A 25,137-nucleotide genomic window follows, 5' to 3' on the forward strand; every position below is an offset into this window, starting at 1 on the left:
CGGACGCACGGGTGTCCATGGGACGTAAGTGCGAGATAAGTGACGCCGCAGGTTAGCAGCCGTGTCCGACATGCACCGGGGGATTCTTCGCGCCTCAGAGGCGGTGGGCGGCGCCCGCCGGGCTGGCGCCGCGGGTGTCCAGCAGCAACTGTGCCTTCACCGCGAGTCCTTGCAGGTCGTAGGTGCGGTGGTGCTGGAGCAGGATGGTCAGGTCGGCGTTGGCCGCGGCCTCGTACAGCGATTCCGCGCGGGGGACCGGCTGGTCGCGGACGCGCCAGCCCGCGATGTACGGGTCGTGGTAGCTGATCAGCGCGCCGAGGTCGATGAGGCGGCTGGCGATCTCGCGGGCCGGGGAGCCCTCCTGGTCGGCGAGGTCGGGCTTGTAGGTGACCCCGAGGAGGAGGACGCGGGCGCCGCGGGCGGACTTGCCGTGCTCGTTCAGCAGGGTGGCGGACCGCTGGATGACGTACTGCGGCATCCGGTTGTTGATCTCCTGGGCCAGGCCGATCATGCGCAGGGGGTGGCCGGGGGTGCGGGTGGTGTGGGGGAGGTAGTTGGGGTCCAGTGGGACGCCGTGGCCGCCGACGCCGGGGCCGGGGCGGAAGGCCTGGAACCCGTACGGCTTGGTCTCGGCGCAGCGGATGACGTCCCAGAGGTCGACGCCGAGGTCGTGGCAGAGCACCGCCATCTCGTTCATGAGGGCGATGTTGACGTGCCGGTAGTTGGTCTCCAGGAGCTGTACGGTCTCGGCTTCGCGCAGGCCGCGGGCGCGGACCACCTTCTCGGTGAGGCGGGTGTAGAACGCGTGTGCGGACTCGGTGCAGGCGGGGGTGAGGCCGCCGATCACCTTGGGGGTGTTGGCGATGCCGTGCGTGCGGTTGCCCGGGTCGAGGCGGCTGGGGGAGTAGGCCAGGTGGAAGTCCCGGCCGGCCCGCAGTCCGGAGCCCTCTTCGAGGATCGGGCGGAGGTAGTCCTCGGTGACGCCCGGGTGGACGGCCGATTCGAGGATCACGGTGGTGTGCGCGCGCAGGCGGGCGGCCAGCGCGCGGCCGGCCTCGCCGACCGCGGAGAGGTCGAGTGCACGATCCGCGCCGAGCTGGGTAGGAGCGCAGATGACGGCGGTGCGGACCCGGCCGAGTTCGGCGGGGTTGGTGGTGACCCGGAAGCCGGCCGCCGACATGCGGCGGATCTCGGCGGCGGTGAGGGTGGAGTCCGTGACCGGACCGCTGTCGTAGCCGACCGTCTCGATCCCTGCGGCGACGGCCGCCTGGGCGAGGGGGAGGCCGAGATGGCCGAGTCCGATGACGGCGAGATCTGCGGGCATTGGGGGGTGCCGTCCCTTCCCTGACATGAGGGGGATGCGTGCGCAAGCCCTGTGGACAGGGGGGTCGGAGGGGAGCTGGCGCAATGTCAGACTAGGCGTATATATGACAGATATGTCGCATTCTGCGGCGGTGGTCGTTCTTGTGTTGTCCACAGGCGGTGGCTGATGTGGGTAGGGGCGGTCAGAATCATGAACGGGTGATGTGAGCGGGATCACCCGCACGATGCGGGGTAGACCCGCACCAACGGGAGGCAGCCGTGAGGACAGCGACACTGGGACCGGCGCAGCGCGCCGAGGCCCTCGCCGGGATGGCCGAGCGGGAACTGGACGTGCTGGTCGTGGGCGCGGGCGTGGTGGGCGCCGGCACCGCGCTCGACGCGGTGACCAGAGGACTCTCGACGGGTCTGGTGGAGGCGCGGGACTGGGCGTCGGGCACGTCCAGCCGGTCGAGCAAGCTGATCCACGGCGGACTCAGATACCTGGAGATGCTCGACTTCGCGCTCGTACGGGAGGCGCTCAAGGAGCGAGGCCTGCTGCTGGAGCGGCTCGCCCCGCACCTGGTGAAGCCGGTGCCGTTCCTCTACCCCTTGCAGCACAAGGGCTGGGAGCGGCTGTACGCGGGCTCGGGCGTCGCCCTGTACGACGCGATGTCCGTCTCCAGCGGGCACGGCCGGGGCCTGCCCGTCCACCGGCACCTGTCGCGCAAACAGGCGCTGCGGGTGGCGCCCGCCCTGCGCAAGGACGCGCTGGTGGGGGCCCTGCAGTATTACGACGCCCAGATGGACGACGCGCGGTACGTCGCCACGCTGGTCCGCACCGCCACGGCGTACGGGGCGCACTGCGCCAACCGGGCGCGGGTGGTCGGCTTCCTCCGGGAGGGGGAGCGGGTCGTCGGCGCGCGGGTGCGGGACGTCGAGGGCGGCGGCGAGTACGAGATCCGCGCGAAGCAGGTCGTGAACGCGACGGGGGTGTGGACGGACGACACCCAGGCGCTGATCGGGGAGCGCGGGCAGTTCCACGTCCGGGCGTCGAAGGGCATCCACCTGGTCGTGCCGAAGGACCGGATCCATTCGAGCACCGGGCTGATCCTGCGGACCGAGAAGTCGGTGCTGTTCGTCATCCCGTGGGGGCGCCACTGGATCGTGGGCACCACGGACACCGAGTGGGACCTGGACAAGGCCCACCCGGCGGCGTCGAGCGCGGACATCGACTACCTGCTGGAGCACGTGAACTCGGTGCTGGCGGTCCCGCTGACGCGCGATGACGTCCAGGGGGTGTACGCGGGGCTGCGGCCGCTGCTGGCCGGCGAGTCGGACGCGACGAGCAAGCTGTCGCGGGAGCACACCGTGGCCCACCCCGTTCCGGGGCTGGTGGTGGTCGCGGGCGGCAAGTACACGACGTACCGGGTGATGGCGAAGGACGCCGTCGACGAGGCGGTGCACGGGCTGGACCAGCGGGTCGCGGAATGCGTGACGGAGGACGTGCCGCTGGTGGGGGCGGAGGGGTACCGGGCCCTGTGGAACGGGCGGGCGCGGATCGCCGCCCGGACGGGTCTTCACGTGGCGCGGGTGGAGCACCTGTTGAACCGGTTCGGCTCGCTGACGGAGGAACTGCTGGACCTGATCGCCGCCGACCCGGGGCTGGCCGAGCCGGTGACCGGGGCGGACGACTACCTGCGGGCTGAGATCGTGTACGCCGCCTCGCACGAGGGGGCGCGGCACCTGGACGACGTCCTGACGCGGCGCACGCGGATCTCGATCGAGACCTTCGACCGGGGGACGCGGTCGGCGCGGGAGTGCGCGGAGTTGATGGCGCCGGTGCTGGGCTGGGACGAGCAGCAGGTCGAGAAGGAAGTGGAACACTACGAGAAGCGGGTCCAGGCGGAGCGGGAATCGCAGCGCCAGCCCGACGACCAGACGGCCGACGCGGCGCGGCTGGGGGCCCCCGACATCGTTCCGTTGTAACTCCGGGATGTGGAAGGGGGAACCGCGGACCCGGGGGGGTCCGTCCGTTGCGGAGTGAGGAACAATGAGGGGCCTGCCGGGGCGGGTTACCGCGGACCCCGGACGCTGCCGGGTCCGTCGGCGTCGCCGGGTCCGCCGGCGCCGCCGGAGCGGGCGGCACGATCGCAGAGGGGACGCATGTCGAAGCCGGAGCACACCGAGTCGCCTGCGGCGGAGCTGGACGATGCGGGTTCGGCTGCGCAGGCGCCTGCCGCATCACCTGGCGGTGGGCCGTCTGGGGGGTCCCCTGCCGGATCGCCCGCCGGTTCGCCTGCCGGTTCGCCAGCGGCGCTGCCCGAGGGTACGGAGTCTGCGGCCGGGGGCGCGAAGCCGGGGGCTGTGGCCAAGGCCGGGGACGCGGACGCCGACGCGGTGAAGTCGGCCGGGCCGGTGAACCCCGCCTCCGCCCAGCGCGCGCAGGCGAAGCCGATGCCCGGGCCGGGCAAGGCCGAGGAGGTCAAGCCCGTGCTCACGAAGGCCGCGGCCGCCAAGTCGGGGTCCGCGAAGGCCGGGGCCGCCGAGCCGACCCCTGCGAACGGTGAGGCGGCGAAGCCCGTGCCGGGGAAGACCGAGGCCGCTGAGCCCGCGCCCGCGAAGGCCGGGACGGGCACGTCCGGGTCCGTGAAGGCCGACACTGCCGAGTCGGGGTCCGTCGGCGTCCGGGGTGCGGCGGTGGAGGAGCCCGAGGACGCACGTCCTGACGCGGCGCCGGCCGAGGTGCCCGCGGCGGAGGACGCCGCGCCGGTGGCCGGGGCAGGGGCCGCGAAGTCCGTCGCCGCGGTTGAGGACGCGAAGCCTGTCGGTCGGGTTGAGGACGCGAAGCCTGTGGCCGGGGGTGTGAAGGGTGGGCGCAAGATCGACGATCCCACCCCCGTGGCCGAGATCGAGCAGGTGAAGCCCGCGGGCAAGGGCGAGGACGCCCAGGCCGCGGGGCGGGGCGGGAGCGGTAAGGCCGCCGAGGGGAACGGGAAGGACGAAGGGCGGCTGCTCGCCGGGCGGTACCGGCTGGGGGCCGTGCTCGGCAAGGGCGGGATGGGCACCGTCTGGCGGGCCGAGGACGAGATCCTGGGCCGCACGGTCGCCGTCAAGGAGCTCCGGTTCACCACCGGGGTCGACGAGGACGAGAAGCGCCGGCTCATCACCCGTACCCTCCGCGAGGCCAAGGCGATCGCCCGGATCCGGAGCGGGGGCGCGGTCACGGTCTACGACGTCGTCGACGAGGACGGCCGCCCGTGGATCGTCATGGAGCTGATCGAGGGTCCGTCGCTCGCCGAGTTCGTCCGGGAGAACGGCCCGCTGACGCCCCGTCGCGCCGCCGAGGTCGGCCTCGCCGTGCTCGACGTGCTCCGGGCCGCGCACCGCCAGGGCATCCTGCACCGGGACGTGAAGCCGTCCAACGTACTGATCGCCGGCAGCAGCGGCCGCGTCGTCCTCACCGACTTCGGCATCGCGCAGGTCGAGGGCGACCCCTCCGTCACCTCCACCGGCATGCTCGTCGGCGCACCCTCCTACATCTCCCCGGAGCGGGCCCGCGGTCAAAAGCCCGGTCCGCCCGCCGACATGTGGTCGCTCGGGGGCCTGCTGTACGCCTCGGTCGAGGGCGTGCCCCCGTACGACAAGGGGTCCGCGCTCGCGACCCTGACCGCGGTGATGACCGAGCCGGTCGATCCGCCCAAGAACGCCGGCCCGCTCACCGAGGTCATCTACGGCCTGCTGGCCAAGGACCCGGCCCACCGGCTCGACGACACCCAGGCGCGGGCGATGCTCACCGCGGTCCTCGACGCCCCCGATCCCGTACCGGTGCCGGTGGCCTCCCCGACCGCGGAGGAGACCCGGCAGATATCGCTCGCGGACGCCAAGGAGGCCGCCGACAAGGTCGCGGCCGAGAAGGCGGAGAAGACAGCCGAGAAGGCGGCGAAGAAGGAGCGCGAGCGACGGGACCGCGAGCAGCGCGAACGGGCCCGTGCCGCGCTGAAGTCGGCCCGGAAGGCCGCGGTCGTCGCGGCTGCGGCCACGGCCGCCGAGGCACCCGGACCGGAGCCCAAGACCGCGTCCAAGCCCAAGGCGTCGCCGGTCGCCGCGCCGCTCACCGACGTGGTGCCGCGCCGTACCATCGTCCTCGCGATCGTCGCCGTGGTCGTGGTGCTGGCCGCGCTCGGCTCCCTCATCGCCTACATGGTCAGCGGTGACGACAAGGACGGCCGCAAGAACGAGGGCAAGGGCGGACAGCCCACCCCGGCCGCGTCCGGCAGTGCCACCCCGGGCGGAAGCCCGCAGAACTCACCGGCCGCGTCGCCGAACACGGGCCAGCCCGGCGGCAACACCGCCGGCGAACCGGGCCAGGGGCAGGACCAGGGCCAGAACCAGGGGCAGAACCAGGGGCAGGGGCAGCAGACTCCCGGCGCCGATCAGGGCCAGGGGTCCGCTCCCGGTGGCGCCGGTGCGCTGCCGGCCGGGTACATCACGGTCACGGAACCCGCGTTCAAGTTCTCGATGGGCATGCCCGAAGGCTTCCGCCGGACGGGCACGGCGGGCGAGGACTCCGGCGGCATATGGAGCCGTGACGGCGGATTCCCGCGCATCCAGGTCGACTTCACCCAGAAACCCGGTAACGACGCCAAGGCCTCGTGGCTCGCCCTGGCCGTGCAGACCGCGGCCAGCAGCGACAACTACCGGCAGATCCGGATAGACACGGTGGACTACCGGGGCTACCCGACCGTCGCCGACTGGGAGTTCGAGCGGGAGCAGAAGGGCATCAAGGTCCGGGTCCTCAACCGCGGCTTCAAGATGGACGCGAAGCACGGCTACGCGATCATGATCAGCTGCCCCGCGGACCAGTGGGACGCCGCGGAGTGCACGCAGATGCGCAACACGGCCTTCGAGACCTTCCGGTCGCTCGGCTGACCCCGGGACGCGGGCGGCCCGCGCGTCGTATCGTGTCAGCGGGGCCATGGGGGGCCGCCGCACTCGGGGGAGGCGAAGTGGAGGAGTACGCGGGCCGGATCCTGGCCCACCGCTACCGTCTGCCGTTGCCGCCGTCCGACGAGTTCGAGCTGGTGGAGACCCGGGCCTTCGACACGCGCAGCGGACAGGAAGTCCTCGTACGGCAGGTGCCGTTGCCCGAGGTCGTGGACGCCGAGCTGCTGGACGGCCACCGGGTCACTCCGACCGCGGGGCGCGGCGGGGTGGCGGAACTGCCCGCCGTCCGGCGCGCCATCGAGGCGGCGCAGGCGGCGGCCGCGATCCCGGACCACCCCAGGCTGGACCAGGTCTTCGACGTGTTCGCCGAGGGCGACTCGCTGTGGATAGTGAGCGAACTGGTCCCGGCCAGGCCGCTGGCCGCGCTGATAGCGGACGAGCCGCTGAGCCCGTACCGGGCGGCCGAGGTGGCGTCGGACGTGCTGACCGCGCTGCGGGTGCTGCACGCGCACGGCTGGACGCACCGGAACATCACCGTTCGGACGGTACTGGTCTGCGACGACGGGCGGGTCGTGCTGACCGGGCTCGCGGCCGGGGCGGCCGAGGAGGCCCTGTGCGGGTACGACCCGGTCCCGAGAGCCGCGTTCGGCGCTGACGCGGGGTGGGACCAGAACCCGCCGCCGGGGCGGTACACCGGTGCCGGGACTCCGCCGGGGACGCCTGGTCCGCTGCCGCTGCCGCATCAGGGGCCGGCGGCCGGGCCGTACTCCGGCGGGGGCGCGGGGCTGCCCGGTGCGGGCCTGGAGGCCTTCGCCGGACCGGCCGCCGGCTCCGACACCGACTACGCCGCCCGCTTCCCCACGGCGGGCCCGGGCGCCGGTCCGCGCACCGGCCCGGACGCGGCCGTGCCGCCCGCCGCCCGGCCGGGCGCGGGCGACGCCGGGTACGCGCCGCTCGTGGCCCCGGGCTACGACACGGGGCCGCGCTACACCGACCACATCACCCCCGAGCGGCCCGCCGAGCGCCCCGACGAGCGGCCCGAGCTGAAGGCCGCCGCCCGGGCCGGGGCCATCGCCGCCTACCGGGCCGGGGCGCAGGCCGCCGCCGCCCGGGTCACCGAGCAGCGCAAGGCCGTCGAGGAGGCGCGGCCCGAGGGGTCGAACCTCCCGCAGGGGTACTCGTACCCGTACGGCGGCCCGGAGGCCGGGGCCACCGGCACCCGCGCGCCCTGGCACGGGGCCACCCCCCGCCAGGCGCTCCCGCCGGGCCCCGCGCGGCAGTCGGCCTCGGACCCGGGTCCGGACCCGGCCTCGGCCCCGGACCCGGAAGCTGGCCAGGCCCCGGACTCCGCGCCGCAGCCCCGCCCCGAGCCGACCGCCCCGTCCGCCCCGTACGACCTGTCCGCTCCGACCGCCCCGTACGCTCCGACCGCCCCGTCCGGGCCGGGCGAGCCGTACCCGGACCGCCCGGCCGAGCCGGACCCGGCCGCGCAGGCGCACGCGCGGCCGTACCCCGCCGCGCAGGCCCGGCCCGGGGCCCCGCTGCCCGCGCGGATCGCGCTGCCGCAGGGGTACCGGCAGGCCGACGCCCCGGACGGGGACCGGCCGTCGGCGGCGGGCTCCCCGGAGCCGGGACGCGCCGTACGGAGCCCCGAGCCGCCCCGGCAGCCGCAGGCCGGCAGCTGGGCCGCCCGGCCGCAGCCGGTCCCGGCACCCGCGCCGGGGCACCCCGCACCGGGGCGCCCCGTGCCCGTACACCCCGCGCCGGGGCACCCCGGTCCGCGGCCCGGCTGGGACGGACCGCGCACCGGGCTGGACGCCGAGCGGGCCCGGCAGACGCGGATGGCCGTCGTCGGGGCCGTCACCGAGCGGTGGGCCCCCGAGCAGGCCGGTCCCGTGCACGGGCACTGGCAGTTGGCGGCCCCGGTCGGCCCGGCGACCGACCTCTGGGCGCTGGGCGCGCTGCTGTACCGCGCCGTGCAGGGGCACGCCCCGTACCCCGAGGACAGCGTCGCCGAACTCGTCGAGATGGTCTGCGCGGAGCCGCCCGCCTTCGCGGAGGAGTGCGGCGCGCTGCGCCCGATCGTCGAGTCGCTGCTGCGTCAGGACCCCACCGAGCGGCCCGACTTCGAGGAGCTGCGCGGCTGGCTGCGTTCGCTCGTACGGTCCGCCCCCGAGCCGGAGGCCGGCTTCGGTTTCCTCCCGATGCCGGAGCCGGACCCCGCGCGGCTGCCCGTCGTACGCCGGCGCGGTGAACTCCACGGGCGGCACCGCAATCCCGCGGGCCCCCGCAAGCCCCGTTCCCTCGGCCGGACCCTGCTCGTCGGGGTACTGGCCCTGCTCGCCGGGGCGGTGGCGTACGCGATGCTGTTCATGCCCCGGTCCGGTGAACCCGGCGGGCAGGTTGGCGCCGGGCCGACGCCGCGCAAGCAGAGCCAGGGCCCCTCGCAGACGCCCGCCGGCACGCCCGAGTCGAAGCCGGCGCCCCAGACGACCACACCGCCCCCGACGGCGGCGCCGACCGTTTCGGCGCCGCCCGGCTACAACGTCCAGCAGGATCCGGAGCACTTCCAGATCGCGGTGCCCGACGGCTGGGACCGCAACGGCATCAACGAGGCCGGCCAGGTGCGTTTCACGGAGGGGCAGTTCGTCCTGACCGTCGTGCCCGGACGGGACAAGGTCCAGGGAAACCCGGACCCGGAGGCCTACCAGAAGGACAAGGAGCCGGAGCTCAACCCCTACCGCAGCTCCACCTGGTCCTCCGTCGGCGACATCAAGAAGACCACGGTGGGCCAGCAGCTCCGCGTCACCGCCCGGTACACGTGGATCGACGGCAACGGGCGCAACGTCTTCGCGCGCAACTTCGTCGTGGCCCTCGGCGGGAGCTACCACGTGGTCATCGTCACCGGTCCGGAGGACGAGTCGGGCAAGGTGACCGAAGTCTTCGAGAAGGCCACGGCGAGTTACAGGGCGGGCGGTTGACGGTTCTCTGACGCCCGATCAGTACGGCGATTGCGTCACAGTGCTGTCTTTACGCGCCCGGTCGGTTCCGGCAGCGCCCGTGCGCTCCGTAACCTGTCCTGAGGTGCAGAGAGCGGCGAGGTTTCGTGGAACAGCAGACAGGTGGGGGCGCCGTGCTCGCGGGCCGGTACCGGCTCATCGAGCCGATCGGCAGCGGTGGCATGGGCAAGGTGTGGCGCGCTCATGACGAGCTGCTCCACAGGACCGTCGCGGTCAAGGAGCTGACGGCGGGTCTGTACGTGGCCCAGGCCGACCGGGAGGTCCTGCACGCCCGGACGCAGAAGGAGGCGCGGGCCGCGGCCCGCATCCAGCACCCCGCGGTCGTCACCGTGCACGACGTGCTGGAACACGACGACCGGCCGTGGATCGTCATGGAGTACATCGACGGCCCGTCCCTCGCGGAGGCGGCCAAGGCGGCCGGCCGGATCGAGCCCCGTGAGGCGGCCCGGATCGGGCTGCACGTCCTGGGCGCGCTGCGCGCCGCCCACGCCGTCGGCGTCCTGCACCGGGACGTGAAGCCGGGCAACGTGCTGCTGGCCAAGGACGGCCGGGTACTGCTCACGGACTTCGGGATCGCCGCGATCGAGGGCGACTCCTCCATCACGCGCACCGGCGAGATCGTCGGCTCCATCGACTACCTGGCCCCCGAGCGGGTCACCGGCGGGGCCCCCGACCCGTCGTCCGACCTGTGGTCGCTGGGCGCCACCCTGTACACGGCCGTCGAGGCCCGCTCGCCGTTCCGCCGCACCTCGCCGATCTCCAGCCTCCAGGCCGTGGTCAACGACGAGCCGCCGCCGCAGCGCCAGTCCGGGGCGCTGGGGCCGGTCATCACCGCCCTGCTGCGCAAGGACCCGGCCGATCGGCCCTCGGCCGTGGAGACCGAGCGGATGCTGCTGGAGGCGATGGAGGGCCGGGAGCCGAAGGCGGCGCAGGCGTACGTACCCACGCGGGCGGTGACCACGGAGGAACTGGCCCCGGCGCAGGATCAGCACGACCGCCCGGAAGCCGAGGCGCGGAACGCCGCGCACGCCCCCCGGCCCCCGCGGTCCCCCTCGGGGGACTCCGTCGCGACGGAGTCCCTCCCGGAGCGGGCCGTTTCCGGTGGCGGCTCGGTCAGGGGCCGCGTCCAGCGCGCCGCGGTGGTCGCCCTGGTGGCAGCGCTGCTCGGCGGCGGCGGTGTCTTCGGGGTGCTGAAGTACACCGGCGACACCGACACCGGGAAGGGCGGCGGCACGGACAAGAACGTGAGCGCCCCCGACCAGCAGAACCCGGGCGACGGCCCGAAGGCGAAGGAGCCCGCCGAGCCCCCGGCCGGCTGGAAGAGGGTCACCGACCCCACCGGCTTCACCCTCTTCGTCCCGGAGGGCTGGACGCGTCAGATGGACGGCGACCAGATCGACTACACCCCCGACAACGGGAAGCACTTCATCCGGATCGCGGCCGACCCCACCCCGGACTACGTGAACCCGTACGCGCACCTGCTCGACCTGGAGAAGCAGGTGCAGAAGCGGACGGACTACAAGCAGCAGCGGCTCAACCAGAACACCTTCCGGGACAGCACCCGGTCCGCGCTGTGGGACTTCACCTGGACCGAGAAGGGGACGCACGCCGGACCCCGGCGGGCCAAGGAGCAGATGTACATCGATCCGGACGGCACCGAGTACGCGATCTACATGTCGAGCCCGGCCGCCGACTGGAACACGACCAGCCAGCAGTTCGACATCGTGCTCAGCGGCTGGGAGCCGCCCGCCAAGGCGCAGTGACCCGCCGGGCGTGCGGTGACCCCGCCACGCGGGCGGTGACCCGGCCAAGGGGCGGTGATCCCGCCAAACGCGTCGATCGTGCCAGCGATCACTGGCGGAAAAGGCAAAATCCGGTTACCCACGGGTACCCAAAGGCTCGCGGGCGCAATACGCTCACCGCCATGACGGACTCGCAGGCCCCCGCCGCCCCCCTCCGCGCCGCACCGCGGCCCACCAACCCGGTCGCCAAGGCCCCGGCGGGCGTCCGCACCGCCGCCGACGTGGTGACTCCCGACCTGGTCGCCCGGCTGACCCGCGGCATCATCGGCTCCGGCCGGACCGCCAACCACACCCCCTTCACCGGGGACCGGCTGGCCGAGCTTCCCGAGGCCACCCCCGAGGACGTCGCCGAGGCCTTCGACCGGGCCCGCGCCGCGCAGCCCGCCTGGGCCGCCGTCCCCGTACGCAAGCGGGCCGCGGTGCTGCTGCGCTTCCACGACCTGGTCCTCGCCCGGCAGGCCGAGGTCCTCGACCTCATCCAGCTGGAGACCGGCAAGGCACGCCTGCACGCCCACGAGGAGGTTCAGGCGGTCGCCATCGCCGCCCGTCACTACGGCCGAAAGGCCCCCTCGTACCTGCGCCCCAAGGGCCACACGGGCGCGATGCCGACCCTCACCAAGGTCACCGAACTGCGCCAGCCGCGCGGGGTCGTCGGCCAGATCGCCCCCTGGAACTACCCCCTGGAGCTGTCGGTCGGCGACGCGCTGCCCGCCTTCGTCTCCGGCAACGCGCTCGTCATGAAGCCCGACACGGAGACCGCGCTCACCGCCCTGTGGGCCCGTGACCTGCTGATCGAGGCCGGACTTCCCGCCGAGGTCTTCCAGATCGTCCTCGGCGAGGGACCCGTCGTCGGCCCGGAGGTCGTCCGGCACGCCGACTACGTCTCCTTCACCGGCTCCACCCGTACCGGCCGCGAGGTCGCCCGCGGCGCGGCCGACCGCCTCGTCGGCGTCTCCCTCGAACTCGGCGGCAAGAACGCCATGCTCGTCCTGCACGACGCCGACGTGGAGAAGGCCGCCGCCGGCGCCGTCCGCGCCTGCTTCTCCTCCGCCGGACAGCTGTGCATCTCCATCGAGCGGCTGTACGTACACGCCTCGGTCGCCGACACGTTCGTCGAGCGCTTCGCCGCCCGCACGAAGGCCATGCGCCTGGGCAGCTCCCTCGCCTACGGGGCGGACATGGGCTCGCTGGTCGGGACACGCCAGCTGGAGACCGTCCAGCGGCACGTGGACGAGGCCGTCGCCAAGGGCGCCGTACTCGTCGCCGGCGGCAGCGCCCGCCCCGACATCGGCCCCCTCTTCTACGAGCCCACCATCCTCGACGGCGTCGAGGCGCCCATGGCGGTGTGCGGCGAGGAGACCTTCGGACCGGTCGTCTCCGTCTACCGCTTCACCGACGAGGACGAGGTCATCGCGCAGGCCAACGCCACCTCCTACGGCCTCAACTCCAGCGTCTGGACCAAGGACGCCCGCCGCGGCCACGCCGTCGCCGCCCGCCTGCGCACCGGCACCGTCAACATCAACGAGGGCTACGCCCCCGCCTACGGCAGCGCCCAGGCGCCCATGGGCGGCATGAAGGACTCCGGCCTCGGCCGCCGCCACGGCTCCGAGGGCATCCTCAAGTACACCGAGGCCCAGACCGTCGCCCACCAGCGGCTGCTGCCGATGGCGCCCTCGCTGGGCATGGACGACGAGAAGTACGCGGCGTTCATGACCCGCAGCCTCCAGGTCATGAAGGCACTCCGACTGCGTTAGGGGCCCACCCGTGTCGCACGCGCACGACTACGACTACGACGTCATCGTCATCGGATCGGGGTTCGGCGGGTCGGTCTCGGCCCTGCGCCTGACCGAGAAGGGGTACCGGGTCGGCGTCCTGGAGGCAGGACGCCGGTTCACCCGCGAGAGCCTGCCGAAGAACAGCTGGGACCTGCGCAACTACCTGTGGGCCCCGGCCCTCGGGCTGTACGGGATCCAGCGCATCCACCTGCTCGGCAACGTCATGGTGCTGGCCGGCGCCGGGGTGGGCGGCGGCTCGCTCAACTACGCCAACACCCTCTACGTGCCGCCCGCCGCCTTCTTCGAGGACCGGCAGTGGGCGTCCATCACCGACTGGCGCGGCGAGCTCGCCCCCTACTACGACCAGGCCAAGCGGATGCTGGGGGTGCGCCTGAACCCGACGATGACCGCCTCCGACGTCCACCTGAAGGCCGTCGCCGAGCAGATGGGCGTCGGGGACTCCTTCCACATGGCCCCGGTCGGCGTCTTCTTCGGCGACGGCAAGGACGGCGAGAACGGCGAGCAGGGCGCGGGCCGTGCCCGGGCCAGGCCCGGCGAGGAGGCCGCCGACCCGTACTTCGGCGGCGCCGGACCCGCCCGCAGGGCCTGCACCGAGTGCGGCGAGTGCATGACCGGCTGCCGGCACGGCGCGAAGAACACCCTGAACGAGAACTACCTGCACCTGGCCGAGCGCGCGGGCGCCGTCATCCACCCGATGACCACGGTCACCGCGCTCTCCGAGGACCCCGACGGCGGCCACCGCGTCCGTACGGTCCCCACCGACAGCCGACGCGGCGGCCGGTCGAAGGTGCTGCGCGCCCCGTACGTGGTCGTCGCGGCGGGCACGTACGGCACCCAGACCCTGCTGCACACCATGAAGGACCGCGGCGAGCTGCCGCGCCTGTCGGAGCGGCTCGGCGAGCTGACCCGGACCAACTCCGAGGGCCTGGTCGGCGCGCAGACCGACGACCGCCGCTACCGCAGGCGGCACGGCGCGGACCTCCCCCAGCTACCGCTGGGAGGTGCCCCCGGGGCCGACTTCACCCACGGCGTGGCGATCACCTCCTCGGTGCACCCCGACGCCGACACCCACATCGAGCCCGTCCGCTACGGCAAGGGCTCCAACGCGATGGGGTTCATGACGATCCTCCAGGTGCCCTACTCCCGGCACCGGGTCCGGGCCTGGTTCGCCCGGACCGCGCGGCACCCCCTCCAGCTGGCGCGCTCGCTGTCCAACCGGCGCTGGTCCGAGCGGACCATCATCGGCCTGGTCATGCAGTCGCTGGACAACTCGCTGACGACCTACCGCAAGCCGGGCGGCATCGGCAAGGGCCTGCTCACCGCCCGCCAGGGCCACGGAGCCCCGAACCCGGTCCAGATCGCGGAGGCCACCCGGGCCGCGTCCCTGCTGGCGGAGGAGATCAACGGCTTCGCGGGCAGCAACATCGGCGAGCTGCTGGGGGCCCCGCTCACCGCGCACTTCCTCGGCGGCTGCCCGATCGGCGCGTCGGCGGGGGAGGGCGTGGTCGACCCGTACCACCGGCTCTACGGTCACCCTGGCATCTCGGTGGTGGACGGCTCGGCCGTCTCCGCCAACCTCGGGGTCAACCCGTCGCTGACGATCACGGCGCAGGCGGAGCGGGCGATGTCGTTCTGGCCGAACAAGGGCGAGCAGGACGCGCGCCCGGAGCAGGGCGCGGCGTACGTCCGCCTCCCGGCGGTGGAACCGGTCAGCCCGGCGGTGCCGAAGGAGGCCTTCGGGGCGCTGCGGCTGCCGTTCCTCGGGATCCCCGAGGTCCCGGCGAAGCAGGAGGCGCCGTAGCGGGACGCGGGGCCGGCGGGACGCGGGGCGACGCGGTGACGGGCGGGGACTGCACTCCCCCTCCGAGCGCAGTCCCCGCACGCATCTGGTGACACGTGATCCGCACCGATGGTTGTACCGGAACCAGCCCTCCCGGTCCGTGGTGTCCGTCACACGGTGAAGGGCGGACCCGGCGGGGAGGGGCCGTACACGAGGGAACGGGCGCGGTGGCGAGGGGCCGTACACGCGGAACGGCCGGCCCGGGGCGTCCCCCGGACCGGCCGTCCCGTCACGGACCGGGCTGCTGTCCCCTGCCGTCCGGTCACGCTGAGGAGCGAGGTCCCACGACGCACGCCCCACGGGGCGTACGTCTCATCGCTCCGGCGGAGCCACGCGTGGTGCTGCGGTCCCGCGCCTGGCTGGCGCGGCCACCCTCACCAACGAAGGGCCCCGGGGCGGGTCACGGCCCGGACGAGTGACGAACGGGCGTGACACGGCGTGCGGCCGCGGGCGTCAGACCCGGCCCCGGCACAGCTCCAGCAGGGTCATCGCCAGGGTGGTGCCGGGCTTTCCGAGCGCGTCGCTCCAGTGCGAGAGCACCTCCATCTCGCGGGACAGGTGCACCCGGCGCCCTCCCGATGAGATCCGGGCCTCCTGGATGACCGTGGAGAGGGCCATCCGCTCCTGGATCAGCCCGATGATGTGGTCGTCGAGGGCGTCGATGCGGGTGCGGGAGCCGGCGATCAGCTGCTCGGGGGTGGTGGTCGTCATGGTCATGGCGCATCTCCTGTGGCTGTGGCTGTGGCTCGTGTGTGGGCGGTTGCCGTGGCCGACAGGAGCGGGAACGCAGGAGCGCCCCGGTCCTGTCGGACCGGGGCGCTCTCTGGGAAGTCAGCGGCTCAAGCGAGCATCACGAAGACCCGTGGCGACCGGACCGACCGGTGCCATAGGTAAAGAGGAAGCTCAGCTGCTCGCGCATGGAACGGATTATGGCCTTCCGTCCCCCTTCAGGCCAAGCCGGTTCGGATGGTGAGACGAAGAGGGGCCCGGGTCCCCCGGTAGAATCGACAAAACAGCCACCTCTTCCGCCGGAAGGCCGCCCCGTGCCAGAAGCACCCTCCGCCGCCCACGACAGCGCCCCGGACACGGTTCTCGTCGTCGACTTCGGCGCCCAGTACGCCCAGCTCATCGCCCGCCGCGTCCGCGAGGCACGGGTCTACAGCGAGATCGTCCCCAGCACGATGCCGGTGGCCGAGATGCTGGCCAAGGACCCCAAGGCGATCATCCTCTCCGGCGGCCCCTCCTCCGTGTACGAGGACGGCGCGCCCACCATCGACCGCGCCCTGTTCGAGGCCGGCGTCCCGGTCTTCGGCATGTGCTACGGCTTCCAGCTGATGGCGGTCACCCTCGGCGGCCAGGTCGACAACACCGGCGCCCGCGAGTACGGCCGTACCCCCCTGGCCGTCTCCAAGTCCGGCTCCACCCTCTTCGAGGGCACCCCCGACAACCAGTCGGTGTGGATGTCCCACGGCGACGCGTGCTCGGCCGCCCCCGAGGGCTTCACCGTCACCGCGTCGACCGGCGTCGTCCCGGTCGCGGCCTTCGAGAACGACGAGAAGAAGCTGTACGGGGTCCAGTACCACCCCGAGGTCATGCACTCCACGCACGGCCAGCAGATCCTGGAGCACTTCCTCTACCGCGGCGCCGGCCTGGCCCCCACCTGGACCACGGGCAACATCGTCGAGGAGCAGGTCGCCGCGATCCGCGAGCAGGTCGGCGACAAGCGCGCCATCTGCGGCCTCTCCGGCGGCGTGGACTCCGCGGTCGCCGCGGCGCTCGTACAGAAGGCCATCGGGTCGCAGCTCACCTGCGTCTACGTCGACCACGGCCTGATGCGCAAGGGCGAGACCGAGCAGGTCGAGAAGGACTTCGTCGCGGCCACCGGCGTCCAGCTGAAGGTCGTCGACGCGCAGGAGCGCTTCCTGAACGCGCTGGCCGGCGTCTCCGACCCGGAAACCAAGCGCAAGATCATCGGCCGTGAGTTCATCCGCGTCTTCGAGCAGGCGCAGGCCGAGATCATCGCCGAGGGCGGCGCGGACGTGGCCTTCCTGGTGCAGGGCACCCTGTACCCGGACGTCGTCGAGTCCGGCGGCGGCACCGGCACCGCGAACATCAAGTCCCACCACAACGTGGGCGGCCTCCCCGACGACATCGAGTTCGAGCTCGTCGAGCCGCTGCGCCAGCTGTTCAAGGACGAGGTCCGGATGGTCGGCCAGGAGCTGGGCCTCCCGGACGAGATCGTCCAGCGCCAGCCCTTCCCCGGCCCCGGCCTCGGCATCCGCATCGTCGGCGAGGTCACCAAGGAGCGCCTGGACCTGCTGCGCGAGGCCGACGCCATCGCCCGCCACGAGCTGACCGCCGCCGGTCTGGACCGCGAGATCTGGCAGTGTCCGGTCGTCCTGCTCGCGGACGTCCGCAGCGTCGGCGTCCAGGGCGACGGCCGCACCTACGGTCACCCGATCGTGCTGCGCCCCGTCTCCTCCGAGGACGCCATGACCGCGGACTGGACGCGCATGCCGTACGAGGTGCTCGCCCGGATCTCCACCCGGATCACCAACGAGGTGCCGGACGTGAACCGTGTCGTCCTCGACTGCACGAGCAAGCCCCCGGGCACCATCGAGTGGGAGTGACCGGGTCCTGACCCGCGTACGACGGAGCCGCCGCTCAGCCTGGCTGAGCGGCGGCTCCGTCGTCGCTCCGTCGTTTTCGCCGGTGCGCGGCCCTGTTCTCCTCGCGCGGTGGCCAGTACCTTGCGCCGACGACCGGCGGAGCGCGGACGAAGACGACCGACGAGGAGAGCGAGCGATGGCCGACGAGACGGCGGCGGCGGACATGCGGCTCGATCCGGCGGGCGCGCGCCCCGGTCCGGTGCTTGGCGCACGGCCCGGTCAGGTGCGCGGCGCGCGGCCCGGCCCGGTGCCGGTGGAGCGGCTGCGCTTCGACATGCCGCCCGAGCACGCGGATCCCGCCGACGAGCGCGCGCACCGAAAGGAACGGCTCGCCGAGGCGCTGCGGCTGCTGGGCGCCCTCGGGTACGAGGACGGGGTGGCCGGGCACGTCAGCGCACGGGACCCGGAGTTCGCCGACTGCTACTGGGTGAACCCCTTCGGCCGGGCCTTCGCCACGCTGACCCCCGAGGACCTGCTGCTGGTCGACGGGGACGGGCGGGTGCTCCAGGGCGGGCGCCGCGTCAACGAGCTGGCCTTCGCCGTGCACGCGGCCGTCCACCGGGAGCGCCCCGGGACGGTGGCCGTCGTCCGTACGCGGGGCCCGTACGGCGGGGCGCTGGCCGCGCTCGGCGAACTGCTGGCCCCGATCACCCAGGAGGCCTGCGCCTTCTACGGGGACCACGCGCTGCTCGACGAGTTCGCCGCGGCCGAGGACCCGCGCCGGACCGGGCGGGCACTGGGACCGTACAAGGCGCTGGTGCTGCGCAACCGCGGGCTGCTGACGGTCGGGGACACGGTCGACGCCGCGGTCTGGTGGTTCATCGCCGCGGAGCGGGCGGCGCAGGTGCAGCTGATCGCGCGGGCGGCCGGGAAACCGGTGCCGATCGACCACCACGGCGCGGTCCTCCTGCGCGAGCGGTTCGGGTCCGATCTGGCGGCCTGGGCGAACTACCAGCCGTTGCGCCAGACGGCCCCACGGCCCGTGACGTCAACATCATGAACCGTTAATCACCTGCTCTGACATCGTGCGCAATCCGGAGCACTGCCGCAGTGGTGCACAATTCGCTGGCATTGCACCGTTGTTCAGAGAGGCGGCACGCACGTGGCTGTCCAAGAGATCTCCCGAAGCACCCATACCGCCGTCTGCGCCTGCGAGGAGTGCGCACGCGAAGGACACCGGCGCGCGGTCGCCGCGTTCCTGGAGAAGCGCGACGAGTTCGCCGCCGGCCACGGCGTTCCGGCCGCCGTCGCCCACTCCCTCGGCGCGTCCCGGCAGTGGGTCTCCGACGAGCTGACCCTGTCGGCCCGCACCGTCGCCGACCGGGGCCGGGAAGCCGGCAACTCCTGGCTGTACCTGTTCTCCCGGCGGGCCGTGCTCGCCGTGTGGATCGCCGCCGGGGTCCTGCTGCTGGTCCAGGTCGCCGCCGCGCTCGGCACCGGCTGGTCCACCGCGCGCACCGCCGGGCTGCTGGCCGCGCTGCTGCTCGCCGGACTGCTCACCGTCGCGGCCCGCGCCCAGTCGGTGCGGGGCGGGATGCTGGCGCCGCTGGTCGGCGAGGACAACCGGCTCTCCACCTCCAAGGCCGTGCCGAGCGCCTGGGTGGTGCTGGCCGCCTTCGCGGCGCTGCTGCCCGCGCTGCGGCTGGCCGCGTCGGTGCCCGGCCCCGAGCGGCAGGCCCTGTACGAGGGGTTCGCCCTGGAGGGCGCGCTGCCGCTGCTGGCGGTCGTCGCGCTGACCTCGATGGTGGCCGTACTGGTCCGCCGGGTCGTCTCCGTACGCATCCTGGGCCAGCGGCTGCAGAAACTGCCCGCGGACCGGCCGCGCGGGGCGGACCTGCTCACCGACGACGCGGGGCGCGGCTCCTTCCCCGACGCGCAGTACGTCCTGGTCTCGGCGGTGGTGCTGGTCCACGCGGCGGTGTCGCTGGCCCGCTTCCCGGACCGGCTGCCCCGGCTGCCGTGGGCGCTGGCCGTGCTGGTGGCGCTGTCGGCCGCCGTCTACCTGGCCGCCAAGTACGCGGAGGGCAGCCGCCCGCTCGTGCTGTCGGTGGTGCGCAGACGCGAACCCGGGGACCTGGACGCCGCCGTCCGACCCGGGGACGACATCGAGATCCGCGGGGTGGGCTTCGTGCCGCCCGGGGCGCAGACCCCGGAGATGCTGGCCCGGCTGGTCGTACGGATCGGGGCGGTGCACGTGCACGTGCCGCTGGTCCCGGTGGCGGGCGGGTTCACCAACCCTTCGGACGCCGTACTGACGGTGCCGGTGCCGGCGGAAGTGGAACCGGGGCGCGTCGACGTCCAAGTGGTGACCGCCGCAGGAGTGGAATCCAACCGCTGCACCATCGACGTGGCCGAGTGATCGGGGTACACATGTCGCGTGAATCGAACCGATGTACTTGACGTCGCCCCGTCGAAGCCCTCCCCGCTGAAGGAGTGCGCGGCCCGGTACGCGCTGCTGCCCCTGCGGATCTTCCTCGGGGTGACCTTCGTATACGCCGGCCTGGACAAGCTGACCGATTCCGCGTTCCTCGCCGCCACCGGCGACGGCTCCATCGGCGACCAGATGCGCGCCGTGCGCGACAGCTCCGCGATCCCGGCCATGGTGGACATGGCGCTGGAGGCCCCCGTGGCCTTCGGGACGGTCATCGCCCTCGGGGAGCTCCTGGTCGGGCTCGGGGTCCTCGTCGGCCTGCTGACCCGGATCGCGGCCCTCGGCGGAGCGCTGATCGCGCTCAGCCTCTGGCTCACCGTCTCCTGGGCGGTGTCCCCGTACTACTACGGGAACGACCTGGTGTACCTCATCGCCTGGACCCCGCTGATCATCGCCGGAGCGCCCTACTGGTCGCTCGACGAGCGGATCCGCTCGCGGCGGTCCCTGCGCACGGCGTAGGTCACCATCCCGACCAGGGCGGCGAGCGACAGCCCGCCCGCGGCCATCGGGACGACCAGGAACCACGGCAGATCGGCCCGGCCGGTCGCGTCGAGCAGGTAGAGCGCGCCCGCGGTGATCAGGACGAGCCCCGCCAGGAGCCGTCCCGGCTGGAACTCATGACGCCGCACGGGCCACCTCCACCTGTCCCACACCCGTGTCCAGGTGCAGCTCGATCGTTCCGCCGGCCTCGGTGCCGGGGGAGGGGGGCAGTGTCGCCCCCTGGGTCTCGCCGCCGCGGCGGACGCGGAAGTCCCGGCTGGTCTCACCGGGCATGTGGATGTCGCCGAACCGGACCGACACGTCGGCCACGGCCGTCACCTCCCGCGGCACGATCACCTTCAGCCGGCCCGCGTCCAGGGAGGCGCGGACCGCCACGGTGGTGCCCTTCGGCACGTCCAGGCGGCTCAGGTCCAGCGTGGCCAGCCCGGTGCCCGCCTCGTACGCGGGCCGTACGTCGGCCACCGCGGCGGGCCGCCAGTCGGTCCGGCGCCAGTCCGTGCCGATCTCGGCGGGCAGCGCCGACGCCCCCGCCAGCAGTCCGGCGGTGACGAGGGCGAGGAGGACGGTGCCGAAGCCCGTACGCCCCTTGAACGAGCTGACCGCGAGGCCGAGGCCGAACACGGCCAGGGCCGAGGCCAGCCCGATCTGCAGGGCGTGGGTCAGCGTGCCGCCCTCCCAGACGGAGGCGGCGGACCCGGCCCCGGCCAGCACGGCCAGGACGAACACCCGGCCCCCGATGCCGCCGCGCGGGCGGACCGCGACGGCGGGCGGCGCCTCCGGCACGGCCGGGGAGCCGCTCCAGGGGTCGGCGACCTCGTCGTCGGGCCCCCACAGGTAGCCCGTCCCGCCGACCGGGCCGGTGGTGCCGTCCTTGACCAGCGGGTCCCGCCACCACGACGGACCGCCGGGGGCGGGCGGTGCCTTGGTCTCCGGCGGGGCCGGCGAGTGCGCCGGCCGGTGCGAGGCGGGCGCCTCCGCCTCGGGGACGGCGGTGACCCGGCGCCGCTGCGACCAGTACGAGGCGCCGCCCAGCGTCAGGATGACCAGGATCGAGAAGACCGCCATCTCGCCGTTGTCCAGCATCGACAGGAACAGCGCGCAGCCCACCAGGGCGGCGAACACCGCCGCCAGGGTGGCGCCCTCGACCCGGCCGGTCAGCAGCTTCTTGGCCTCGCTCTCCTCCTCGCCCTCCAGGGGCAGCAGCAGCCAGGCGAATCCGTAGAAGATCAGGCCGACGCCGCCGGTGACCGCGAGGACACCGAGGAAGATCCGGAAGACCACCGGGTCCAGGTCGAAGTGCCGGCCCAGCCCCCCGCACACGCCCGCGAGGACCTTGTCACGCCTGGCGCGGCGCAGGGGCGGCCGGGCCGCCGGGGGCGGTGCTGCCGCGGGGTCCGCCGGCGGGGCGTCGTGTACTTCGGTCATGCGTCCATGGTGGCGGCCCGCGGCGCCCCGCGGCACCCGGCCCGACCCTGGCGCAACCCTGATATCCCCCGGCCAGAACTGGGGGGATGCCCTGATGCCGGCCCGCCCCCGCGCGTGTGACCATCAGTGACATGCCCGCAGCCGCCGCACCCCGCACCCCGCACGCATCGGAACCCCTGCCCGAGCCCGCACCGCAGCGCAAGCTCTACCGCAGCGCCGACGGCCGGATGCTCGGAGGGGTCGCGCGCGGGCTCGCCGGGCACCTCGGGCTGCCCGTGATCTGGGTCCGGCTGGCGTTCCTCGCCCTCTTCATGTTCGGGGACGGCCTCGGCGTCCTGCTGTACGCCGCGTTCTGGGTGTTCGTACCGCTCGGCGTCGGCGGCCGCACCGCGAACGGCTCCCTCTGGGAGACCTGCGCCGACGGGAGCCGCCGGCTGCGCAAACCCGACCGGGGGCAGGTCACCGCGCTGATCGCCCTGTTCATCGGCGCCGGCATCTTCATCTCCAAGGTCCAGCTCGGCGGCGAGTCCGGCCGGTACGTGTGGCCGACGCTGCTGGTCGGCGCCGGCGTGGTCCTCGTGTGGCGCCAGGCCGACAACGCCCGCCGCGCCCACTGGAACGCCGCCGCCGGACGGCACGCCCGCCTGCTCCAGACCGCCCGGGCACTCGCCGGCGTCGTCCTCGTCGGCGTGGGCCTGACCGTCTTCATCGTCGTACGGGGCTCCGCCGCCCAGCTGGGCAACGTCCTCACCGCCACCCTCGCCGTCCTCGTCGGCGTCGCCCTGCTCGCCGGACCCTGGCTGATCCGGATGACCCAGGACCTCTCCGAGGAACGGCTCATGCGCATCCGCGCCCAGGAGCGCGCCGAGGTCGCCGCCCACGTCCACGACTCGGTGCTGCACACCCTCACCCTGATCCAGCGGGGCGCGGAGGACGCCGGAGAGGTGCGCCGCCTGGCCCGGGCCCAGGAACGCGAGCTGCGGAACTGGCTGTACAAGCCCGAGGGCACCGGCAAGGACGAGGCCGAGGAGCCCACGACGCTGGCGGAGGCCGTGAAGAAGACCGCCGCCGAGGTCGAGGACCACCACGGGGTGCCCATCGAGGTCGTCGTCGTTGGCGACTGCCCTCTCGACGAGGGGCTGGCGGCGCAGGTCCAGGCAGCGCGTGAGGCGATGGTCAACGCCGCCAAGTACGGTGGCGAGGGCGGGCCGGTGCAGGTCTACGCCGAGGTCGAGGGCCGGACGGTGTTCGTGTCCGTACGGGACCGCGGGCCGGGCTTCGACATCGACGCGGTACCGGACGACCGCATGGGCGTACGAGAATCGATCATCGGCCGGATGCAGCGCAACGGCGGGACCGCTCGGCTGCGGTCCGCTCCCGACGGCGGCACCGAAGTCGAGCTGGAGATGGAGAGGGCGGCGAACGCAGCATGACCGGAGGCAGCATGTCCGACGAGAACACAGGCACGGCACCGACCAGGCGGGTCCGGGTGGTCCTCGTCGACGACCACCGCATGTTCCGCACCGGCGTGCAGGCCGAGATCGGCGAGACCGACCGCACCGGCGTCGAGGTCGTCGGCGAGGCGGCCGACGTGGACCAGGCCGTCACCGTCATCACCGCCACCCGGCCCGAGGTGGTCCTGCTCGACGTGCACCTGCCCGGCGGCGGCGGCGTCGAGGTGCTGCGGCGCTGCGCCCCGCTGATGGGGACCGCCGAGAACCCGGTGCGCTTCCTCGCGCTGTCGGTGTCGGACGCCGCCGAGGACGTCATCGGCGTCATCCGGGGCGGCGCGCGCGGCTACGTCACCAAGACCATCACCGGCACCGACCTGGTGGACTCGGTCTTCCGGGTGCAGGAGGGCGACGCGGTGTTCTCGCCGCGGCTGGCGGGCTTCGTGCTCGACGCGTTCGCCTCGACGGACGCGCCGCCGGTGGACGAGGACCTGGACCGGCTCACGCAGCGGGAGCGCGAGGTGCTGCGGCTGATCGCGCGCGGGTACGCGTACAAGGAGATCGCCAAGCAGCTCTTCATCTCGGTGAAGACGGTCGAGTCGCACGTCTCGGCGGTGCTCAGGAAGCTCCAGCTGTCCAACCGGCACGAGCTGACCCGCTGGGCGACGGCCCGCCGGCTGGTCTGACCGGCTGGTCTGACCGGCGGGTCCGGTCCGGGCTGCCGGGCCGGTCCGCGGGGACGTCCGCCGGACCGGTCCGGCGCGTGTGATCCACGCCGCAGGGGGAGTGGGCAACCGTAAGGCGCGCTGACGTCCTCTTTGATGGCGTGATGAGCCTGACGGGGACCCCCCTCTTCGTGGCGGTGGTCGCGTTGACCGTGACCGCCGTCGTCCTGCCGCTGGCCGTGTGGAGCAGGGTGCGCGGCCCCGCCGCCGTGCGCGTCGCCACCCGCGGCACGATGCTCGTCTTCGCGCAGGTCACCGCCGTCGCGCTGGTGTTCGTAGGCATCAACCGGGACATGAACTTCTACACCTCCTGGGGCGACCTGCTCGGCACCGGGAAGTACGTCACCGCCGCCCCCGACCTCGGCCCGGACGGGCTCGGCGGGAAGAAGGTGGAAGAGGCGCCGAAGGTCCGCCAGCAGTTCCAGCCGGTGGACGGCCTCGGCGGCCGGGTCCAGAAGACCGAGCTCGACGGGAAGGTCTCCGGGGTCAAGGGCGACGTCATGGTGTGGCTGCCGCCGCAGTACGACGACCCGGCGTACAAGGACAAGAAGTTCCCGGTGGTCGAACTGATCCCCGGCATCCCGGGGACGGGCAAGTCCTGGTTCCAGGGGCTCAAGGCGCACGAGGTGTTGGAGCCGCTGATGAAGAACGGCACGGTGCAGCCGTTCATCCTGGTCTCTCCGCGCGCCATGCTGCTCGGCAACGGCGACACGGGCTGCGCCAACCTCCCCGGCAAGGTCAACGCCGACAGCTGGTTCAGCGTCGACGTCCGCAAGATGGTCGTCGACAACTTCCGGGCCTCGGACGAGGCGCGGACCTGGGGCGTGGCCGGGTACTCGGCCGGCGCGTACTGCGCCGCCAAGCTGGCCATCGCCCACCCCGACCGCTACGCCGCGGCCGTCTCGCTCTCCGGTTACAACGACCCCGGCCAGGAGCCCTCGTCGCTGGTCGCCCAGGACCCGGAGCTGCGCCGCACCCACAACCTGCTGAACCTGCTCAAGGTGGCGCCGACGCCGCCGCCGGTCTCCCTGTGGATGTCCGGGGCCGCGCACGACGGCTACCTGTCCGGCATGGACCTCAAGGGCGCCGCGAAGAGCCCGACCGTGGTGCACGCGGAGAAGGTGACCGGCGGTCACAACCTGGAGTCGTGGTCCAAGCAGCTCCCGCAGACCTTCGGCTGGCTGACCACGCAGGTCAAGGCGCCGTAGCCAGCCGTAACCAGCAGGGCGGG

Annotated in this window: 16 protein-coding genes and 1 pseudogene; 13 read left to right on the forward strand and 4 right to left on the reverse strand. The window is 73.5% G+C overall.

Annotated features, from left to right (window positions below):
• Positions 1-94 precede the first annotated feature (94 nt).
• A complete protein-coding gene (locus OTB16_RS25915; RefSeq protein WP_267723156.1) occupies positions 95-1,324 on the reverse strand; it encodes a nucleotide sugar dehydrogenase in 1,230 nt (409 codons plus the stop codon).
• Between the two features lie 257 nt (positions 1,325-1,581).
• Between OTB16_RS25915 and OTB16_RS25920 the strand changes: the two genes are divergently transcribed.
• The 6 genes from OTB16_RS25920 (at position 1,582) to OTB16_RS25945 (ending at position 14,665) form a co-directional block, all read left to right on the forward strand.
• Entirely contained in the window at positions 1,582-3,288 is a 1,707-nt protein-coding gene (locus OTB16_RS25920) for a glycerol-3-phosphate dehydrogenase/oxidase (RefSeq protein WP_267723157.1), read from the forward strand.
• A 378-nt stretch (positions 3,289-3,666) separates the two neighbouring features.
• Complete coding sequence (locus tag OTB16_RS25925) at positions 3,667-6,231, forward strand: serine/threonine-protein kinase (RefSeq protein ID WP_267723158.1); 2,565 nt, start codon at positions 3,667-3,669, stop codon at positions 6,229-6,231.
• Positions 6,232-6,308: 77 nt separating this feature from the next.
• Positions 6,309-9,227: a protein kinase gene (locus tag OTB16_RS25930; protein ID WP_267723159.1), complete on the forward strand. Its 2,919-nt coding sequence runs from the start codon at positions 6,309-6,311 to the stop codon at positions 9,225-9,227.
• Positions 9,228-9,352: 125 nt separating this feature from the next.
• A complete protein-coding gene (locus tag OTB16_RS25935) occupies positions 9,353-11,029 on the forward strand; it encodes a serine/threonine-protein kinase (RefSeq protein ID WP_267723160.1) in 1,677 nt (558 codons plus the stop codon).
• A gap of 161 nt (positions 11,030-11,190) precedes the next feature.
• Positions 11,191-12,822, forward strand: a complete 1,632-nt coding sequence (locus OTB16_RS25940) for a succinic semialdehyde dehydrogenase (protein ID WP_267723161.1) — start codon at positions 11,191-11,193, stop codon at positions 12,820-12,822.
• A 10-nt stretch (positions 12,823-12,832) separates the two neighbouring features.
• Positions 12,833-14,665: a GMC oxidoreductase gene (locus tag OTB16_RS25945; protein ID WP_267723162.1), complete on the forward strand. Its 1,833-nt coding sequence runs from the start codon at positions 12,833-12,835 to the stop codon at positions 14,663-14,665.
• 492 nt (positions 14,666-15,157) lie between these two features.
• Here the strand turns inward: OTB16_RS25945 and OTB16_RS25950 are convergent.
• Positions 15,158-15,448 (reverse strand): annotated as a pseudogene (locus OTB16_RS25950) (chorismate mutase); the annotation flags it as partial.
• A gap of 299 nt (positions 15,449-15,747) precedes the next feature.
• Between OTB16_RS25950 and guaA the strand changes: the two are divergent.
• From guaA to OTB16_RS25970, 4 genes are all read left to right on the forward strand, one after another.
• Positions 15,748-17,334 carry a glutamine-hydrolyzing GMP synthase gene (gene guaA / locus OTB16_RS25955; RefSeq protein WP_267723163.1) on the forward strand — a complete coding sequence of 529 codons (1,587 nt, stop codon included), beginning with the start codon at positions 15,748-15,750 and terminating at the stop codon, positions 17,332-17,334.
• Between the two features lie 175 nt (positions 17,335-17,509).
• Positions 17,510-18,373, forward strand: a complete 864-nt coding sequence (locus OTB16_RS25960) for a class II aldolase/adducin family protein (protein ID WP_267723164.1) — start codon at positions 17,510-17,512, stop codon at positions 18,371-18,373.
• Positions 18,374-18,475: 102 nt separating this feature from the next.
• The gene (locus OTB16_RS25965) at positions 18,476-19,732 is read left to right on the forward strand and encodes a hypothetical protein (protein ID WP_267723165.1); all 1,257 of its coding nucleotides are present in this window, start codon (positions 18,476-18,478) and stop codon (positions 19,730-19,732) included.
• Positions 19,733-19,750: 18 nt separating this feature from the next.
• Positions 19,751-20,263 (forward strand): DoxX family protein, encoded by a 513-nt coding sequence (locus tag OTB16_RS25970; protein WP_267723166.1) that lies wholly within the window; start codon positions 19,751-19,753, stop codon positions 20,261-20,263.
• On the opposite strand, the gene OTB16_RS25975 is transcribed toward OTB16_RS25970, so the two are convergent.
• Both OTB16_RS25975 and OTB16_RS25980 read right to left on the reverse strand, forming a co-directional pair.
• Entirely contained in the window at positions 20,209-20,433 is a 225-nt protein-coding gene (locus OTB16_RS25975; protein ID WP_267723167.1) for a hypothetical protein, read from the reverse strand. The genes OTB16_RS25970 and OTB16_RS25975 overlap by 55 nt on opposite strands.
• Positions 20,420-21,730: a PspC domain-containing protein gene (locus OTB16_RS25980; protein ID WP_267723168.1), complete on the reverse strand. Its 1,311-nt coding sequence runs from the start codon at positions 21,728-21,730 to the stop codon at positions 20,420-20,422. The genes OTB16_RS25975 and OTB16_RS25980 overlap by 14 nt, the downstream gene beginning before the upstream one ends.
• Before the next feature lie 131 nt (positions 21,731-21,861).
• Here OTB16_RS25980 and OTB16_RS25985 point away from each other — a divergent pair, with 131 nt between their 5' ends.
• The 3 genes from OTB16_RS25985 (at position 21,862) to OTB16_RS25995 (ending at position 25,114) form a co-directional block, all read left to right on the forward strand.
• Entirely contained in the window at positions 21,862-23,163 is a 1,302-nt protein-coding gene (locus OTB16_RS25985; protein WP_267723169.1) for an ATP-binding protein, read from the forward strand.
• Positions 23,164-23,174: 11 nt separating this feature from the next.
• A complete protein-coding gene (locus OTB16_RS25990) occupies positions 23,175-23,867 on the forward strand; it encodes a LuxR C-terminal-related transcriptional regulator (RefSeq protein WP_267723170.1) in 693 nt (230 codons plus the stop codon).
• Positions 23,868-24,010: 143 nt separating this feature from the next.
• Positions 24,011-25,114, forward strand: coding sequence for an alpha/beta hydrolase (locus tag OTB16_RS25995; RefSeq protein ID WP_267723171.1), 1,104 nt, complete (start codon positions 24,011-24,013; stop codon positions 25,112-25,114).
• The last annotated feature ends 23 nt before the right edge of the window (positions 25,115-25,137 follow it).

The organism is Streptomyces antarcticus (genome assembly GCF_026627255.1).
GTDB lineage: Bacteria > Actinomycetota > Actinomycetes > Streptomycetales > Streptomycetaceae > Streptomyces > Streptomyces antarcticus.